Origin of the sequence: Sphingomonas jaspsi DSM 18422 (assembly GCF_000585415.1) — a bacterium.
In the GTDB taxonomy this organism is placed as follows: domain Bacteria; phylum Pseudomonadota; class Alphaproteobacteria; order Sphingomonadales; family Sphingomonadaceae; genus Sphingomicrobium; species Sphingomicrobium jaspsi.
In genome coordinates this window covers 221,198-236,465 of the sequence record NZ_KK073876.1, presented here as the reverse complement: position 1 = coordinate 236,465, position 15,268 = coordinate 221,198, and the positions used below count along the sequence as shown (strand labels likewise).

At 66.2% G+C, this 15,268-nt stretch carries 19 protein-coding genes and 1 tRNA gene; 14 read left to right on the top strand and 6 right to left on the bottom strand.

Annotated features, from left to right (window positions below; translation table 11 throughout):
- The first annotated feature begins 124 nt into the window (after positions 1-124).
- Together coxB and ctaD are read left to right on the top strand one after the other, a co-directional pair.
- A complete protein-coding gene (gene coxB / locus G570_RS01165) occupies positions 125-1,195 on the top strand; it encodes a cytochrome c oxidase subunit II (protein ID WP_037498269.1) in 1,071 nt (356 codons plus the stop codon).
- A 20-nt stretch (positions 1,196-1,215) separates the two neighbouring features.
- Complete coding sequence (gene ctaD / locus G570_RS01160; protein WP_037498267.1) at positions 1,216-2,892, top strand: cytochrome c oxidase subunit I; 1,677 nt, start codon at positions 1,216-1,218, stop codon at positions 2,890-2,892.
- A gap of 206 nt (positions 2,893-3,098) precedes the next feature.
- On the opposite strand, the gene G570_RS13530 is transcribed toward ctaD, so the two are convergent.
- Entirely contained in the window at positions 3,099-3,443 is a 345-nt protein-coding gene (locus G570_RS13530) for a hypothetical protein (protein WP_156930269.1), read from the bottom strand.
- A gap of 217 nt (positions 3,444-3,660) precedes the next feature.
- The gene (locus G570_RS01150) at positions 3,661-4,281 is read right to left on the bottom strand and encodes a peptidylprolyl isomerase (RefSeq protein ID WP_037498264.1); all 621 of its coding nucleotides are present in this window, start codon (positions 4,279-4,281) and stop codon (positions 3,661-3,663) included.
- A gap of 172 nt (positions 4,282-4,453) precedes the next feature.
- Between G570_RS01150 and G570_RS01145 the strand changes: the two genes are divergently transcribed.
- Genes G570_RS01145 through G570_RS01115 form a run of 8 tightly spaced genes read left to right on the top strand, consistent with a single transcriptional unit; the run spans position 4,454 to position 9,892 of the window.
- Positions 4,454-5,284 (top strand): heme o synthase, encoded by an 831-nt coding sequence (locus G570_RS01145; protein WP_245600311.1) that lies wholly within the window; start codon positions 4,454-4,456, stop codon positions 5,282-5,284.
- On the top strand, positions 5,281-5,412 hold the full coding sequence (locus G570_RS14025; protein WP_281169491.1) for a helix-turn-helix domain-containing protein: 132 nt from the start codon (positions 5,281-5,283) through the stop codon (positions 5,410-5,412). The genes G570_RS01145 and G570_RS14025 overlap by 4 nt, the downstream gene beginning before the upstream one ends.
- A 6-nt stretch (positions 5,413-5,418) precedes the next feature.
- Entirely contained in the window at positions 5,419-5,967 is a 549-nt protein-coding gene (locus tag G570_RS01140; RefSeq protein ID WP_037498262.1) for a cytochrome c oxidase assembly protein, read from the top strand.
- A gap of 30 nt (positions 5,968-5,997) precedes the next feature.
- The gene (locus tag G570_RS01135) at positions 5,998-6,840 is read left to right on the top strand and encodes a cytochrome c oxidase subunit 3 (RefSeq protein ID WP_037498260.1); all 843 of its coding nucleotides are present in this window, start codon (positions 5,998-6,000) and stop codon (positions 6,838-6,840) included.
- Positions 6,840-7,220, top strand: coding sequence for a DUF983 domain-containing protein (locus tag G570_RS01130; RefSeq protein WP_037498256.1), 381 nt, complete (start codon positions 6,840-6,842; stop codon positions 7,218-7,220). The genes G570_RS01135 and G570_RS01130 overlap by 1 nt, the downstream gene beginning before the upstream one ends.
- Positions 7,217-7,807 carry an SURF1 family protein gene (locus G570_RS01125; RefSeq protein WP_037498254.1) on the top strand — a complete coding sequence of 197 codons (591 nt, stop codon included), beginning with the start codon at positions 7,217-7,219 and terminating at the stop codon, positions 7,805-7,807. The genes G570_RS01130 and G570_RS01125 overlap by 4 nt, the downstream gene beginning before the upstream one ends.
- Positions 7,800-9,026, top strand: coding sequence for a M16 family metallopeptidase (locus G570_RS01120; protein WP_037498251.1), 1,227 nt, complete (start codon positions 7,800-7,802; stop codon positions 9,024-9,026). The genes G570_RS01125 and G570_RS01120 overlap by 8 nt, the downstream gene beginning before the upstream one ends.
- On the top strand, positions 9,023-9,892 hold the full coding sequence (locus tag G570_RS01115; RefSeq protein ID WP_037498248.1) for a class I SAM-dependent methyltransferase: 870 nt from the start codon (positions 9,023-9,025) through the stop codon (positions 9,890-9,892). Before G570_RS01120 ends, G570_RS01115 begins: the two co-directional genes overlap by 4 nt.
- Here G570_RS01115 and G570_RS01110 read toward each other — a convergent pair.
- Genes G570_RS01110 through G570_RS01100 form a run of 3 tightly spaced genes read right to left on the bottom strand, consistent with a single transcriptional unit; the run spans position 9,889 to position 11,473 of the window.
- A complete protein-coding gene (locus G570_RS01110; RefSeq protein ID WP_037498244.1) occupies positions 9,889-10,527 on the bottom strand; it encodes a heme exporter protein CcmB in 639 nt (212 codons plus the stop codon). The two genes, G570_RS01115 and G570_RS01110, sit on opposite strands and share 4 nt — an antisense overlap.
- Positions 10,524-11,078 carry a heme ABC exporter ATP-binding protein CcmA gene (gene ccmA / locus G570_RS01105; protein ID WP_037498241.1) on the bottom strand — a complete coding sequence of 185 codons (555 nt, stop codon included), beginning with the start codon at positions 11,076-11,078 and terminating at the stop codon, positions 10,524-10,526. Before ccmA ends, G570_RS01110 begins: the two co-directional genes overlap by 4 nt.
- Positions 11,075-11,473, bottom strand: a complete 399-nt coding sequence (locus G570_RS01100; protein ID WP_037498238.1) for a metallopeptidase family protein — start codon at positions 11,471-11,473, stop codon at positions 11,075-11,077. The genes ccmA and G570_RS01100 overlap by 4 nt, the downstream gene beginning before the upstream one ends.
- A gap of 89 nt (positions 11,474-11,562) precedes the next feature.
- Here G570_RS01100 and G570_RS01095 point away from each other — a divergent pair.
- The 3 genes from G570_RS01095 to G570_RS01085 all read left to right on the top strand — a co-directional run bounded on the left by G570_RS01095 (position 11,563) and on the right by G570_RS01085 (position 12,707).
- Positions 11,563-11,653: transfer RNA gene (locus tag G570_RS01095), tRNA-Ser, on the top strand.
- A gap of 88 nt (positions 11,654-11,741) precedes the next feature.
- Entirely contained in the window at positions 11,742-12,140 is a 399-nt protein-coding gene (locus G570_RS01090; protein ID WP_037498235.1) for a DUF2147 domain-containing protein, read from the top strand.
- Between the two features lie 153 nt (positions 12,141-12,293).
- Complete coding sequence (locus G570_RS01085) at positions 12,294-12,707, top strand: hypothetical protein (RefSeq protein WP_037498232.1); 414 nt, start codon at positions 12,294-12,296, stop codon at positions 12,705-12,707.
- Positions 12,708-12,710: 3 nt separating this feature from the next.
- Here G570_RS01085 and hutH read toward each other — a convergent pair whose 3' ends face one another.
- The gene (gene hutH, locus G570_RS01080) at positions 12,711-14,213 is read right to left on the bottom strand and encodes a histidine ammonia-lyase (protein ID WP_037503306.1); all 1,503 of its coding nucleotides are present in this window, start codon (positions 14,211-14,213) and stop codon (positions 12,711-12,713) included.
- A gap of 263 nt (positions 14,214-14,476) precedes the next feature.
- On the opposite strand from hutH, the gene G570_RS01075 reads away from it, so the two are divergent.
- Positions 14,477-15,256 (top strand): hypothetical protein, encoded by a 780-nt coding sequence (locus G570_RS01075; RefSeq protein ID WP_051503908.1) that lies wholly within the window; start codon positions 14,477-14,479, stop codon positions 15,254-15,256.
- Positions 15,257-15,268: the final 12 nt, after the last annotated feature.

The window sequence follows — 15,268 nt, the reverse complement described above, 5'->3', positions numbered from 1 at the left end:
GCCCCCGAAATTCGTGGCGTTCCAAGCCTTGAGGGACTGGAATGTCCCGCCTATAAGGCCGCCCAATTGTGGCCTGCCCGTCGCGGCGGGCCCAATCCCATATAACGAATCAATCGGGGTGACGATGAAACTGAAGGGATGGGTAATCGCCTTGGCCGCCGCGGCGATGATGCCGTCGGCTGCGCTGGCCCAGGCTCCGGCCGCCGCGACGCCGGCGACGGCGAGCGCGCCAGAGGCTGCGGCGCCCGCGGCTGCCACCACCGCCGCACCGGCGACCGACGCCGCCAAGGCCCCGGCCGCCCCGGCGATCGACTTCGCCGCGCCGACCCCCGGCATCGGCGTCCCCGACGGCCGGATGGGCATCCAGGACCAGGTGACCGACGTCGGCCAGGGTGCCAAGGACTTCCACAACCACATGCTGCTGACGATGAACATCGTCATCAGCGTGTTCGTCCTGCTGCTGCTGGCTTACACCATCATCCGCTTCCGCCGCGGCGCCAACCCGACCCCGTCGAAGACCAGTCACAACACGCTGATCGAAGTCATCTGGACGCTGGTCCCGGTGCTGATCCTGGTGGTGATCGCGGTTCCCTCGATCCGCCTGATCAGCAAGCAGTATAGCCCGCCGCCCGCCGACCTCACCGTCAAGGTGATCGGCAACCAGTGGTACTGGACCTACCAGTATCCGGATAACGGCGGCTTCGAAATCGTGTCGAACCTGTTGAAGGAAAAGGCCGACGTGAAGCCGGGCGAACGCTATCGCACCGACGCCGACGGCCCGCCGCTGCTGGCGGTCGACGAACGCATCGTCATCCCGGCCGGCAAGGTGGTGAAGTTCCTCGTCACCTCGAACGACGTCATCCACTCGTTCGCTGTCCCGGCCTTCTGGACTAAGATGGACGCCAACCCGGGCCGCATCAACGAAACCTGGGTCAAGGTCGACCGTCCGGGCGTCTATTTCGGTCAGTGCAGCGAACTGTGCGGCGCGCGCCACGGCTATATGCCGATCGCGGTCGAAGTCGTTCCGGAAGCCAAGTTCAACGCCTGGCTCGCCAACAAGGGCGGCAGCCCGAAGGGCGCGGCCCCGGCGCCAGCGGCTGAGGCCGCAGCGCCTGCCGCCACCCCGGCGGCGACGCCGGCTGCGGCCACCACCGAAGCCCCGGCGACCAACGCCGCGGCGCCGGCCACCAACTAAGACGCGGAAACGAGAGAGATATGAGCACCATTCCCGCCGACGCGCTTCCGCTGAAGGCTCACGACGCGCATGACGCGCATCATGACGCGGACCACAAGCCGGGCTTCTTCGCCCGCTGGTTCATGTCGACCAACCACAAGGACATCGGCACCCTTTACCTGATCTTCGCGATTGTCGCGGGCATCATCGGTGGCGGCATCTCGGGCATCATGCGTGCCGAACTGATGCACCCGGGCATCCAGTATCTCAACCAGGCCTGGCCGCTGCTCGGCTCGGTCGGATCGATGGACGAGGCGCTCCATCGCTGGAACGTCCTCATCACCGCGCACGGCCTGATCATGGTCTTCTTCATGGTCATGCCGGCGATGATCGGCGGCTTCGGCAACTGGTTCGTGCCAATCATGATCGGCGCGCCGGACATGGCCTTCCCGCGTATGAACAACATCTCGTTCTGGCTGCTGATCCCGGCCTTCCTGCTGCTTTTGGGCTCGACCTTCGTCAGCGGCGGCACCGGGCATGGCGCGGGTACCGGCTGGACGGTCTACGCCCCGCTGTCGACCACCGGTTCGGCCGGTCCGTCGGTCGACATGGCGATCTTCTCGCTCCACCTCGCGGGTGCCAGCTCGATCCTGGGTGCGATCAATTTCATCACCACCATCTTCAACATGCGCGCGCCGGGCATGACCCTGCACAAGATGCCGCTGTTCGTGTGGTCGGTGCTGATCACCGCCTTCCTGCTGCTGCTCGCGCTGCCGGTTCTCGCCGGTGCGATCACCATGCTGCTGACCGACCGCAACTTCGGCACCGCCTTCTTCAATGCCGAAGGCGGCGGCGACCCGGTCCTTTACCAGCACCTGTTCTGGTTCTTCGGCCACCCCGAAGTGTACATCATGATCCTGCCGGGCTTCGGCATCATCAGCCAGATCGTCGCGACCTTCAGCCGCAAGCCGGTGTTCGGCTATCTCGGCATGGCCTACGCCATGGTCGCGATCGGCGTGGTCGGCTTCGTCGTGTGGGCGCACCACATGTTCACGATCGGCATGGATGTGAACACCAAGATGTACTTCACCGCCGCGACGATGATCATCGCGGTCCCGACCGGCGTGAAGATCTTCTCGTGGATCGCGACCATGTGGGGCGGCTCATTGAGCTTCGAAACCCCGATGCTGTGGGCGATCGGCTTCATCTTCCTTTTCACCGTGGGCGGCGTCACCGGCGTCACCCTCGCGAACGGCGGGGTCGATAACTACATGCACGACACCTATTATGTCGTCGCGCACTTCCACTATGTGCTGTCGCTCGGCGCGGTCTTCGCGCTGTTCGCCGGCATGTATTACTGGTTCCCGAAGATGACAGGGAAGATGTACAATGAATTCCTCGGCAAGCTTCACTTCTGGGTGATGTTCGTCGGCGTGAACATGATCTTCTTCCCGCAGCACTTCCTCGGCCTCGACGGCATGCCGCGTCGTATTCCGGACTACACTCCGGCGTTCGAACATTGGAACACCATCTCGACCTATGGTTACATGGTGACCGTGGCGGGCGTGGCGGTGTTCTTCGTGAACATGATCCTGTCGCTCGCGGCAGGGAAGAAGGCTCCGGACAACCCCTGGGGCGAAGGCGCCACGACGCTGGAATGGACCCTCCCCAGCCCGCCGCCCTTCCACCAGTTCGAGACTTTGCCGAAGATCGACTGATCGAGGCACCGAGCAAAAGGCCCGGAATCGCACCAGCGGTTCCGGGCCTTTTGTCGTAGAGTTGCCGAGATCCGGCCGGCGGGTCGCCTCAGCGAACCCGTCCGACGTCACGTAGCGAATGTCAGCCATGCCCCTGCATGGCGAGAATGAGCGGCAGTGGCGGCTAGCGATGAAATGTCTGCAATCGACCCATTGCAGACGCAATGTCAGAAGTTCAGTGTGGTCGGACCCGTCCGAATAATTTCGCCCCTCGGATTCAAGACCACTGCAAATTGCTCGTCCAATCTCGGCGTGTCGAAGACGAGATATCTCCGCTTATCTTTGTCGATGAATTGAACACCACTAAAGGTCAGTTGGGTTGCTGCATCGTGGCAGCGAGAGACTTCGCTCAACGTTTCGATCGGTACGCCCAAGCGAAGCCGGTCCATGCTGCGAAGATCAATCGGCGTTTGGCTTGGAGCCTTCCAAACTGAACCGCAGCTTCCTTCATTTGAGCCGCAACTGACCGCTGCAAACGCAGCAAACGGAATCACGAGTGCCCAACGAAACATGAGAAAATGCTAGCTCAGCGAATGACCGCTTTCCACCCCTAGCGGACGGTCCGCTTTTCGCTGTCCTACAATGCCTCTGCCATGCCATCATCCCTGCACGGCTCTTTGACCTTGTAGGAATAACCCGCACAATCCGCGCGCTGGCTCCGCTCGCGCCCAAATTCTAAACTTCACGCAAACGGCCCAAAAACACGCATTTCGTGAGCCGATAGCGAACTTAAGGCTTCACCCGCGCCGCCTTCACGATCTTGACCTCAGGCTCCAGCATCTGGCCCTTCATCACGCCTTCGCCCTTGGTCGGGCTCTTGGGCGCGGCGAGGATGGCTTTGACCACATCCATCCCCTCGACCACCTGGCCGAACACCGCGAAGCCGCCATTGGTCGGGGTCGCATCGAAGGCCGGGATGTCGGTGGTCATGATGAAAAAGTCGCTGCGCGCGGTGCCCGGCCCCAGGCTCGCCATCGCCACCGACCCGGCGACGTTCTTCAGGCCGGTGACATTGGTCGGCTCATGCTTGATAGCGGGCAGCAGCTTGGCCCCGTCGCGCACCCCGCCCTGGATCAGGCCGCCGTCGCCATAGGGCATGGCGCGGTAGAAGGGCTGTCCGGTCAGCCACCCCTTGTCGACATAGGCGAGGAAATTGGCGACCGTGATCGGCGCCCGCCCGCGGTCTAGGGCGATGACGATGCGCCCCTTGTCGGTATCGAGCGCGACGCGGACCAGGTCGTCCTTCGCCGCCGGTGCGGCGGGCGCTGCGGCGGCGGGCGCCGTCTGCGCCGCCGCCGGGGCGGCGATGGTCAGGGCAAGGGCGGCGAGGGTCGCGAATCGATAGGTCATCCGCCAAGGCTAGCCTGACGCCCATGAATGCCAAGTGATTGGGCGGGCGGGGCCTTTTCAGGGGCGGGGCGAGCCCCTATAGGGCGCAGCCGTGACCAGCATCCCGCTTTCCCAGGACCAGCGCCTGCCCGCCGACTGGCGCGACCTGTTCGCGCTGACCAAGCCGGGTGTGATGCGCCTCGTCGTCTACACCGGCCTGTGCGGCCTGATGGCGGCGCCGGTCGTCGTCCACCCGATCCTCGGCTTCGCCGCCATCCTGTGCATCGCCATCGCGGCGGGCGCGGCCGGCGCGCTCAACCAATGGTATGAAGCCGACATCGACGCCAAGATGAAGCGGACGCAGAACCGCCCGCTTCCCGCCGGCCGCATGACTCGACAGACCGCGCTGCACTTCGGCGTCGGGCTGGGCGTCGGCTCGGTCGTGCTGATGGACCTGGCGACCAACCATGTCGCCGCCATCTGGCTGGCGATCTCGATCCTGTTCTACGTCATCGTCTATACCATGTGGCTGAAGCCCCGGACGCCGCAGAACATCGTCATCGGCGGCGCGGCCGGCGCCTTCCCGCCGCTGATCGGCTGGGCCGCGGCGACCGGATCGACCCCGCTGATGGCGTGGATCCTGTTCGCGATCATCTTCCTGTGGACCCCGCCGCATTTCTGGGCGCTCAGCCTGTTCGTGCGGACCGACTATGCCAATGCCGGCATCCCGATGCTGCCGGTGGTCGCGGGGGCCAGGCACACCCGCCAGCAAATCCTGCTCTACACGCTGCCGATGGCGGCGGTGGCGATCGCGCCGTGGCCGCTGGGTTATTCGGGCTGGCTCTACGGCACCGTGTCGGTCGTGCTCAACGCGATCTTCCTGGCGCTGGCGATCCGGGTCTGGCGCAACGAGGCGAGCGAGCCTTCTGGCATGAAGCCCGAAAAGCGGCTGTTCGCATTCTCGATCATCTACCTGTTCGCCCTTTTCGGGGCGCTCGCCATTGACGCAAAGGTTCTGGGATGACCCCCGACGATCAAGACGCCATCCGCCAGCGCCAGCGTTCCGGCGCCCGCGTGACCGCGATCCTGCTGTTCCTGTTCGTGGCGCTGGTGTTCGGCATCTCGATCGCCAAGATGACGATCAACCAGTAAGCCGCCATGACCAGCGTCGCTGACAAAAATCGCACCGTCGGGATCCGCGCCGCGCTGTTCGGGCTGGCGATGCTCGGCCTCGCCTTCGCCAGCGTGCCGCTGTACCGCGTGTTCTGCCAAGTGACGGGTTTTGCCGGGACCACCCAGCGCGCCGAAACCGCGCCGGGCGCCGTCGCGGGCGCATCGATCGGGGTGCGGTTCGACGCCAATATCGAGCCTTCTCTGCCGTGGCGGTTCGAGCCCGAGCAGGAAACCGTCCGCATCCAGCCGGGCGCGCGCACGACCATCTACTACCGGGCAACCAACCTTACCGGCCGCACCACGACGGGGCGTGCGATGTTCAACGTCTCGCCGACCCAGGCGGGTCCCTATTTCAGCAAGATCGAATGTTTCTGCTTCACCGAACAGACGCTGAAGGGCGGCCAGAGCGTGCGCATGCCGGTGGTGTTTTTCGTCGATCCGAAGATCCGCGAGGACGACGGAACCAAGGGCATCGACGAAATCACGTTGAGCTACACATTTTATCCGGTGGAAAAACCGGAAAGCGGGCGCTAGAGCCGCTAGCAATTACGGGGAACAGGACCAATGGCCGCGACCAAGAACCACGACTATCATATCCTTCCGCCCAGCGCATGGCCGCTGATCGGCTCCTTCGCCGCGCTCGCCCTTACCGGCGGCGGCGTGATGTGGATGCACGACAATCCTTACGGCAAGTTCGTCGCCCTGCTCGGCCTTGTCGGCGTGCTGGCGGTGATGTTCAGCTGGTGGGGCGATGTCATTCGCGAAGGCAAGGCGGGCGACCATACGCCGGTCGTCCAGCTGCACCTGCGCTACGGCATGATCCTGTTCATCGCGTCGGAAGTGATGTTCTTCGTCGCCTGGTTCTGGGCCTACTTCGCAAGCTCGCTGTTCCCGTCGGCCGCCGAAGCGGTCGGGGGCGTGTGGCCGCCCAAGGGCATGGAAGTGCTCGACCCGTTCGGCTGGCCGCTGCTCAACACGCTGATCCTGCTGTGTTCGGGCACGACGGTGACCTGGGCGCACCATGCGCTGATCCACGGCGACCGCGAAGGCCTGAAGAAGGGCCTGTGGTGCACCATCCTGCTGGGCCTGCTGTTCACCAGCATCCAGGCCTATGAATATATCCACGCGCCCTTCAGCTTTTCGATGAACAACGCGGACAACCCGGGCAACATCTACGGTTCGACCTTCTTCATGGCGACCGGTTTCCACGGGTTCCATGTCATCATCGGCACCATCTTCCTCGCGGTCTGCCTGATCCGCGCCTACAAGGGCGACTTCACGCCCAAGGCGCACTTCGGCTTCGAAGCGGCGGCCTGGTACTGGCACTTCGTCGACGTGGTGTGGCTGTTCCTGTTCGTCTCGATCTATGTCTGGGGCGGCTGGGGCGCGCCGGTTCACGGCGGCTGATGGCCGACAAGGCGCCGGAACACGGCGCCGCGCCGACGCTGGCGGCGGCGATGCTTGGGGGGCTTTGCCCCCGATGCGGGGCGAGGACGCTTTATGCGGGCCTCGCCCGTTTCGCGGCCAGCTGCCGCGTCTGCGGGCTGGACTTCCAGTCCTTCAACGTGGGTGACGGACCCGCTGCCTTCCTCATCCTGATCGTCGGCGCGATTCTGGCGACGGGGGCGATCCTCGTCGAACTGCGCTTTAGCCCGCCGTGGTGGGTGCACATCGTCTGGCTGCCGATCGGCATCGCCCTGACGCTTTATGGCCTAAGGGTCGGCAAGGCCGGGCTGATTTACCAGGAATATAAGCACAAGGCGCGCGAAGGGCGGATTTCGGAATGAGGAAGGTCCCGCTCATCCCGACCATCCTCGTCGTCGCGGCGGCGCTGACGATGGTCGGCCTTGGCATTTGGCAGCTGCAGCGCAAGGCGCAAAAGGAAGCGTTGCTGGCCAGCTACGCCGCCGCGCAGACGCTGCCGCCGATGAGCTGGCCGGCGGTGCCGCAGAAGGACCCGCTGCCGCTGTTCCGCACGGCCACCGCAAACTGCCTGAAGGTCGCGGCAATGCGTACGGCGGCGGGGCAGAATGTGAAGGGCGAGCCCGGATTCCTGGTCATCGCCGATTGCGTGACCGGCGCCGAAGGACCGGGCGTGTCGGTCGAGCTGGGCTGGTCGAAGGACCCCAATGCCGGGCGCGACTATAAGGGCGGGCTGGTGACCGGCGTCATCGCGCCCGACAGCCGCAGCCGGATGCGCCTCGTCGCCGCCACGCCGGGTCCGGGCCTACAGGCCAGCGCCCCGCCATCGCCCGATTCGATCCCCAACAATCACCTGAGCTACGCCATCCAGTGGTTCCTGTTCGCCGGGATCGCGCTGGTCATCTACGCGCTGGCGCTGCGCAGGAAGTGGCGGGAGGCGGGCAATGGCTGAGCTGACCCGCCTCGCCAACGGCGTCACCGTCGCCATCGACCCCATGCCCGGTGCGCAGTCGGCGGCGATCGGCCTGTACGCCGGGGTTGGCAGCCGCAGCGAGGCCGATGGCAAGGGCGGGCTCGCGCACCTCGTTGAACATATGGTGTTCAAGGGCGCGCGCGGCCGCGATGCCCGTGCCATCGCCGAAGCGATCGAGGACGTCGGCGGGTCGCTCAATGCCTGGACCAGCCGTGACCAGACCGTTTTCCACGGCCGCACGCTGGCACCCGATGTCGGGCTGGCGCTGGAGCTGATCGCCGACCTCGTCCGCGCGCCGAAGCTCGACGCCGACGAGCTGGAGCGCGAAAAGCTGGTCATCCTGTCGGAGCTGGGCGAATGCCTCGATACGCCCGACGACCTGATCCACGATCATCTGTTCGAAGCCGCCTTCGGCCAGCAGCCGCTGGCGCGCCCGGTGCTGGGCAAGGCCGACAGCATTCGCGCCTTCACCCGAGACGACTGCACAGGCTGGCTGACCGAGCAATATCGGCCCGAGCGACTGGTGATCTCGGCCGCGGGCAAGGTCGATGCCGGCCATATCCTGATGCTTGCCGAAGCGCTGTTCGGCGATCTTGAGCCCGTCGCGCCGCCGCCGATCGCGGCAGCGGAGTTCAAGGGCGGCGTGCGGTCCGATCGCAAGACCACCGAGCAGACCCAGCTTGCCTTCGCCCATCCCGGCCTGCCCGCCGCCAGCCCCGACGCGCCCGCCTTGTCACTGTTCGCGCAGGCGGTGGGCGGGGGCATGTCGTCGCGCCTGTTCCAGGAGCTGCGCGAGGATCGCGGCCTTGCCTATTCGATCTATGCCTGGACGCAGGGCTATGCCGATACCGGCCTGTTCGCGGTCAACCTGTCGACCGACAAGGCGCGCGCTGCGGAAGCCATGGCGCTGGCACGCGACTGCGTGGCGAAAGCCGCGGACGACCTCACCCAAGCCGAACTCAATCGCGCCCGGGCACAGGTCGAGGCGGGGCTGCTGATGAGCCTGGAGACGCCGCAGGGACGGGCGGATTCGATGGCCCGGTCGATCGAGCTGGTCGGGCGGATCATGAGCCTCGACGAAATGCTGGACGAACTCCGCGGCGTCGATGTCGCGGCGGCTCGGGCGGCGGGGCAGGCGGTGCTCGGCGGGCCCGTGGCGCTGGCCTCGATTGGCGGGAAGCTGGCGCTCGCGGCATGAGCCTCCACGACCTCAAGACGATCGTCGCCGAACCGTGGGAAGCCTGCACGCTGATCGATAGCGGCGACGGCCAGAAATATGAGCGGTACGGCAAGGTCCGCGTGGTTCGCCCCGAACCGCAGGCGATGTGGCAGCCCGCGCTCGACAGTTGGGATCCGGACGCGACCTTCGTGCCCGGCAGCGACGAGGATGGCGGCGGGCGCTGGGTCAAGCACCGCGACGTACCGCGCGACTGGCCGCTGGCGCGCGATGGCGTCAAATTCCACGCCAGCCTGACGCCGTTTCGGCACCTCGGCTTCTTCCCCGACATGGCCCCGCAATGGGACTGGATGCGCGAGCGGGCGGACGACGCCGATATCATGAACCTGTTCGGCTACACCGGCGTCGGCACGCTGCTGCTGAGCGAGGCGGGCGGGCGGCTGGTCCATGTCGATGCGTCGAAGAAGTCGGTCGAGGGCGGGCGCGCCAACGCCCAGCTATCGGGCCTCGCCGAACGGCCGATCCGCTGGATCGTCGACGACGCCGCCAAGTTCACCGCGCGCGAAGTGCGCCGCGGGCGCCGCTACGACGGCATCCTGCTCGACCCGCCCAAGTTCGGGCGCGGGCCGGAGGGCGAGGTGTGGCGGCTGGAAGAGCATCTGGCGCCGCTGCTGGCCGATTGCGTCAAGCTGCTCGACGATAAGAGCCGCTTCCTCGTGCTCACCGTCTATGCGGTCCGCATGTCGGCGCTCAGCATCGGCGAATTGCTGAGCCAGATGACCGCCGGCCTCGGCGGCCGGGTCCAATGCGGTGAGATGGCGGTGCGCGAGGAAACGCGTGGGCTGCTGCTGCCGACCGCGATCTTCGCCCGCTGGACGCGCGACTAGCCGCGTGCCGCGCGGATCGCCGCGCCCGTGACGAACGGTGCGCCGGCGAGCGTGAATAGGGCCACGGCGGCTTCCAGCTTCAACGCCGAACTGTCGCCGTCGCCGGTCGCGCTGGCGCCGAAAATGAGCAGCGGGACGGCAAGCGGCATCAGCAGCAATCCCGCTAACCCGCCCGAACGCGGCAGGCCGGCGGTCAGCGCTGCCACCGCCACCGCGAGGGCTGCGAGCGCCGGGGTGCCGATGGCGAGCGAAACGAGCGTGCGCTGGAGCCCGCCATCGCCCAGCCCGACGAGGAAGCTTCCGGGCACGGCGGCGATCAGTAGCAGCGGTCCGAAGGTCAGCCAGTGGCCGACGATCTTGGCTATGCCGATGGCTTCCTCGCTCGTCCCGCCGAGCGCAAGTTGATCGAGCACACCATCGGCGCGATCCGGTTCAACCAGTCGCTCGATCGGCAGCAGCGCGGCGGTCAGCGCCGCGATCCACAGCGCGCCGCCACCGATTCGACCCAGCAGCTGCGCATCGGGCCCGACCGCGAACGGCACCATCGTCGCGACCAGCAGGAAGAAGGCGACCGGAAGCCATGCCGCGCCATGCAGCGCGCGGCGCACTTCGCGGGCGATCAGGGCGGCGGTCATGCGCCAAGCTCCAGCGTGCGCCACTCGCCCGGGAACGGGACGTGGCTCGCGGCCAGGATGGCACCGCCGCTTCGCCGATGATCGGCGAGGGCGTTTGCCAGCCGCTCCGCGCCGTCCCGGTCGAGCCCGTTCAGCGGCTCGTCGAGCAGCCACAGCGGCGCACCGCTCGCCATCACCCGTGCCAGCACCGCCCGCTTGCGCTGGCCGGTCGACAGCAAGCGCACGGGTACGTCGGCCAGATGATCGATGCCCAATCCGGTCATCGCCTCGCCCAGCTTAGGCCCTGCCCAGAATGACAGGGCCCGCGACAGCGGCAGTTCGCGATCGAGCGCCAGTCCTTCGTCGGCCAGCGCCGCGTCCGCCCGCTCAAGCCTTCCCGCAGAGGGGGTAAGCAGACCGGCGACAAGGCGGATCAGGCTCGACTTTCCGGTGCCATTGGGACCGGTGACGTGGAGCGCTTCGCCCGGCGCCAATGCCAGGCCGAGACCGTCGAACAGCAGCCGCCCGCCGCGCACCAGCGCCAGTCGCTGTCCGTCGAGCAGCAGGCTCAAGCCTGTTCCTCCAGCGCGTGCATGTCGTCATCGCTGAAGCCGAAATGATGTCCGGCCTCGTGGATCAAAATGTGACGGACCAGATGTTCCAGTTCTTCGCCCTCCTCGACCCATTCGTCGAGGATCGCACGGCGGAACAGGCGGATGCGGTCTGGTAGGGTGCCCGACGTTTCGACGCTGCGCTCGCCGATGGGGATGCCTTCATAGACACCGGTGAGGTCGAGCGGATGGTCGATGCCGAGCTCGGCCAGCAATTCCTCGTCGGCGAGTTCGTCGACCTGAAGCACGACGTGGCGCAAGTGGCTCGCGAACGGTTCGGGCAGGGCCTGCAACTGCGCACGCGCAATGGCTTCGATCTCCTCTGGCGTGGGCGGATGGTCGAAACGGCGCGTCATCGCTTTCCGCCATAGGGGTGAGCCGACCCTTCCGGCAAGCTTGCGAGATGCGCTTCCGCCGACTAGAGCCCCCTGCATCCAGTGCATGCGGAGCGGTGGCCGAGTGGTCGAAGGCGCTCGCCTGGAAAGTGAGTATACGGCAAAACCGTATCGAGGGTTCGAATCCCTCCCGCTCCGCCATATTCCGCGCGCATCGCGTCCGACGCGGTTCATGTCAGCGAAAGCTGAGCGTACCATTTGCGCCACAAAATCAGGCTATTGGGCTCCCATGAGCAAGTATCTTTTGATGCCCATCGTGGCGATGTCGGCGGCCGTGATGGCGCAGCCGACGGTGCCGATCGAGGGAAAGTGGACCAATCCCAAGGGCAGCGTCGTCATCGAAATGGCGAAGTGCGGCACCGCCTATTGCGGGAAGGTGATCAGCGCGTCCGCGGAGGCCAAGGCCGATGCCCGGGCGGGCGGAACGCCCAACCTGGTGGGGCGCAACCTGCTGAGCGGCTTTACGCCTGACGGCAAGGGCGGCTGGACCGGGCGCGTCTTCCTGCCCAAGCGCAACATGAACGCAACCGGCACGATTCGTGCCGTCGGTGCGAGCCAACTCAGCGTCAAGGGCTGCGCGATCGCCGGCCTGATCTGCAAGGAGCAGCGCTGGCGGCGGGTCGGCTGACGCTCCGTTATTTTCCGGTTTACCACGATATATGCTAAGGCTCGCGGCGGGCGAGTCCGACGCCTGTTGATTGATCCACGCCGGTCCGCCCGGCCCGCAGGAGGTGCGGGTCGAGGGGGCCGGATGGTCGGCCGATCAGCAGGGGACGTTATCATGACCAAGAAGCTTTTCGCCGCCGTCGCGGCCGCTTGCGCGCTTTCCTTCGCCACGCCGTCCGCCGCAGCCGAGCCGGGGAAGGCGATCGTATCGCTGTATCGGGCCGCGCCGGGACAGCAGCTCGCGCTTCTCAAATGGATGGCGGGGCAGGATCGCGCAGCGGCCGCTGCCGGCGTCGCCCCCGCCCAAATCTATGTCCATACGTCCGGCGACAGCTGGGACTATCTGGTGATCAACCCGCAGACAACCGATGCGCAGGACGAGGCGGTCGACGCAGCCGCCAAGAAAATGGGGCTGACCACCGGGCCGAAGGCCAGCCTTGAATTCCGGACCATGATCGCGGTGCATACCGACACCATGGCCAACGGGCCGATGACGGCGGCCCAGATCCTGGCCAACCTCGAAAAATAGGGGCTAGAGCCAAGCCTGGTGCGCTAGCGACCCGTCGAGGATCGCGTTCTGGATCGCTGCCATTTCGTCCGCCCAATAACGGTCGGTTTCGAGGTGCGGCGACAGGGCGCGAACCTTGGCGTGCAGTGCCTGCAGTCTGTCCGACGTGGTGAGCGGCGCGTGATAGTCGACGCCCTGCGCGGCGGCGATCAGTTCGACGGCGATAATACCGGCGGCATTCCTTGCGATCGCGCCGGCCTTGCGCGCGGCGATCGGGGCCATCGATACATGGTCTTCCTGGCCGGCGCTGGTCGGGATCGAATCGACCGAGGCCGGGAAGGCCATCGTCTTGTTCTCGCTGGTCAACGCCGCGGCGGTCACCTGCGGGATCATGAGGCCCGAATTGACGCCGCCGTCATCGGTCAGGAAGGCAGGCAGGCCGCTCATCTTGGGATCCACCAGGACGCTGGTGCGGCGTTCCGAAAGGCTGCCCACCTCGCACAGCGCCATGGCGATGATGTCGGCGGCAAAGGCCACCGGCTGGGCGTGGAAGTTGCCGCCGCTGATGGCGATGTCCTCGTCCTCGAACACGATCGGGTTATCGGTCACCGCCGCCGCTTCGATCTCCAGCGTGCGGGCGGCGTTGACCAGAAGGTCCAGCGCGGCGCCCATCACCTGTGGCTGGCAACGGAAGCTGTAGGGGTCCTGCACCCGCCCGCAGCGGTGGTGGCTGTCGACGATGGGCGAGCCCTCAAGCAGTTGGCGGATGGCGGCGGCGACCCGAATCTGGCCCGGCTGGCCGCGAACGTCGCTGATGCGCGGATCGAACGGCTTGAGGCTGCCTTTCAGGGCGTCGACCGACAAGGCGCCAGCGACGATGGCGGCCCCGAACACGCGTTCCGCCTTGAACAGGGCGTCGAGCGCGATGGCGGTCGACGCCTGGGTGCCGTTGATCAGCGCAAGGCCTTCCTTGGGACCGAGTTCAAGCGGCGTCAGGCCGATCTGGGCAAGTGCGTCGCGGGCCGGCAGGACGTTGCCGGCAAGGTCGATCCGGCCTTCGCCGAGCAGCGCCGAGATAAGATGGGCCAGCGGCGCAAGGTCGCCCGATGCGCCGACACTGCCCTGGCTCGGCACCACCGGCATTGCGTCGCGGTCCACGAGCGTCTGCAAGGCTTCGATCACGACCGGCCTGACGCCGGAATAGCCGCGGCCAAGACCGAGCAATTTGAGCATGATCATCAGGCGGACGACGTGACGCGGCAACGCGTCGCCAAGGCCGCAGCTGTGGCTGAGGATCAAGTTGCGCTGCAGTTCTGCCAGCCGGTCGGCGGGGATACGGGTGTTGGCGAGCAGTCCGAAGCCGGTGTTGACGCCATAGACGGTGTCGCCGCCCGCAACGATCCGCTCGACCGACGCGGCCGACGCCCGGACCCGGTCCATGGCAGCGTCGTCCAACGTGGCAGAGGCGCCCTGCCAAAGCCGGCGCAGCGTGGCGAGGTCGATGTGGGACGGGACGAGGATCAGCATGGCGAGCGCTCTGACAGATTCGGCGGCGATGCGAAAGCGCCAGCCATCTTTCATTCATGCTTGAATCGCGATACACCAGCGCCATGACCCGCACGGCCACCATCGCCTGCATCAACGAACCGGCCATCGCGTCGGCTGCCCTCTATTATTATCGTCGCGCGGTGACCACCGACTGAGGCTGCGCGCGCTCACATCGGACCACCGCCCCGCCAAGCCTCGCTTCGGCGGGGCTTTTTCGTTTCACCGCCCCGGAGTTGCCAGACATGTTCAATGAAGACCGAACCCAGACCGCAGACCGCCAGCGAACCGACTGGCGACAATGGCTCGTTCCGCAAGACTGGGCACGGTTCACGCCCGAAGAGCATGGCGTGTGGGACACGCTGTTTGCGCGCCAGGTGCCGTACCTCGGCACGCATATCGTGAAACCTTTCCTCGATGGCCTGCCGAAGCTCGGCCTCGACCAGCCGGGAATTCCCGAACTGGAAGCGATCAGCGATCGGCTGGAGCGCTTGAGCGGCTGGCGGCTGGTGTCGGTGGCCGGGATCGTTCCGGACGACGCGTTCTTCGCCATGCTGGCCGAACGTCGTTTCCCGATCGGCAACTTCATCCGCTCGGCCGACAATCTCGATTACCTGAAGGAACCGGACTGTTTCCACGACATCTTCGGGCATGTCCCGATGCTCGCCAATCCCGACATCGCGCGCCTTATGGAAGCGCTCGGGAAGCTTGGCGTGGATGCCATCGCCGCCGGGTTGGGCGAGGTGATGAGCCGGCTCTACTGGTACACCGTCGAATTCGGCCTGGCGCTGGAAGAGGGGGAGGTGAAGATCCTCGGCGCGGGACTGGCGTCCAGCTTCGGCGAGGCGCACCTGTCGCTGGAAGCAGACCTGCCGCGACTGCCCTTCACCCTCGAAGCGGCGTCGCGCACGCCTTACCGCAACGACGTGTTCCAGCCGATGTACTTCGTGTCGCCATCGCTCGACGAAGTGGCCGATCAGCTCGAAGCGCTCGACATCGTCCAGTTGCGAGCCCTTGCGGGGTGACAGGCGAGGCGG

What these genes read in the sequence shown, in the direction of transcription:
- coxB (WP_037498269.1), top strand. Translation starts at nt 125, where the DNA reads ATGAAACTGAAGGGATGGGTAATCGCCTTGGCCGCCGCGGCGATGATG.
- ctaD (WP_037498267.1), top strand. Translation starts at nt 1,216, where the DNA reads ATGAGCACCATTCCCGCCGACGCGCTTCCGCTGAAGGCTCACGACGCG.
- G570_RS13530 (WP_156930269.1), bottom strand. Translation starts at nt 3,443, where the DNA reads ATGTTTCGTTGGGCACTCGTGATTCCGTTTGCTGCGTTTGCAGCGGTC.
- G570_RS01150 (WP_037498264.1), bottom strand. Translation starts at nt 4,281, where the DNA reads ATGACCTATCGATTCGCGACCCTCGCCGCCCTTGCCCTGACCATCGCC.
- G570_RS01145 (WP_245600311.1), top strand. Translation starts at nt 4,454, where the DNA reads ATGCGCCTCGTCGTCTACACCGGCCTGTGCGGCCTGATGGCGGCGCCG.
- G570_RS14025 (WP_281169491.1), top strand. Translation starts at nt 5,281, where the DNA reads ATGACCCCCGACGATCAAGACGCCATCCGCCAGCGCCAGCGTTCCGGC.
- G570_RS01140 (WP_037498262.1), top strand. Translation starts at nt 5,419, where the DNA reads ATGACCAGCGTCGCTGACAAAAATCGCACCGTCGGGATCCGCGCCGCG.
- G570_RS01135 (WP_037498260.1), top strand. Translation starts at nt 5,998, where the DNA reads ATGGCCGCGACCAAGAACCACGACTATCATATCCTTCCGCCCAGCGCA.
- G570_RS01130 (WP_037498256.1), top strand. Translation starts at nt 6,840, where the DNA reads ATGGCCGACAAGGCGCCGGAACACGGCGCCGCGCCGACGCTGGCGGCG.
- G570_RS01125 (WP_037498254.1), top strand. Translation starts at nt 7,217, where the DNA reads ATGAGGAAGGTCCCGCTCATCCCGACCATCCTCGTCGTCGCGGCGGCG.
- G570_RS01120 (WP_037498251.1), top strand. Translation starts at nt 7,800, where the DNA reads ATGGCTGAGCTGACCCGCCTCGCCAACGGCGTCACCGTCGCCATCGAC.
- G570_RS01115 (WP_037498248.1), top strand. Translation starts at nt 9,023, where the DNA reads ATGAGCCTCCACGACCTCAAGACGATCGTCGCCGAACCGTGGGAAGCC.
- G570_RS01110 (WP_037498244.1), bottom strand. Translation starts at nt 10,527, where the DNA reads ATGACCGCCGCCCTGATCGCCCGCGAAGTGCGCCGCGCGCTGCATGGC.
- G570_RS01100 (WP_037498238.1), bottom strand. Translation starts at nt 11,473, where the DNA reads ATGACGCGCCGTTTCGACCATCCGCCCACGCCAGAGGAGATCGAAGCC.
- G570_RS01090 (WP_037498235.1), top strand. Translation starts at nt 11,742, where the DNA reads ATGAGCAAGTATCTTTTGATGCCCATCGTGGCGATGTCGGCGGCCGTG.
- G570_RS01085 (WP_037498232.1), top strand. Translation starts at nt 12,294, where the DNA reads ATGACCAAGAAGCTTTTCGCCGCCGTCGCGGCCGCTTGCGCGCTTTCC.
- hutH (WP_037503306.1), bottom strand. Translation starts at nt 14,213, where the DNA reads ATGCTGATCCTCGTCCCGTCCCACATCGACCTCGCCACGCTGCGCCGG.
- G570_RS01075 (WP_051503908.1), top strand. Translation starts at nt 14,477, where the DNA reads ATGTTCAATGAAGACCGAACCCAGACCGCAGACCGCCAGCGAACCGAC.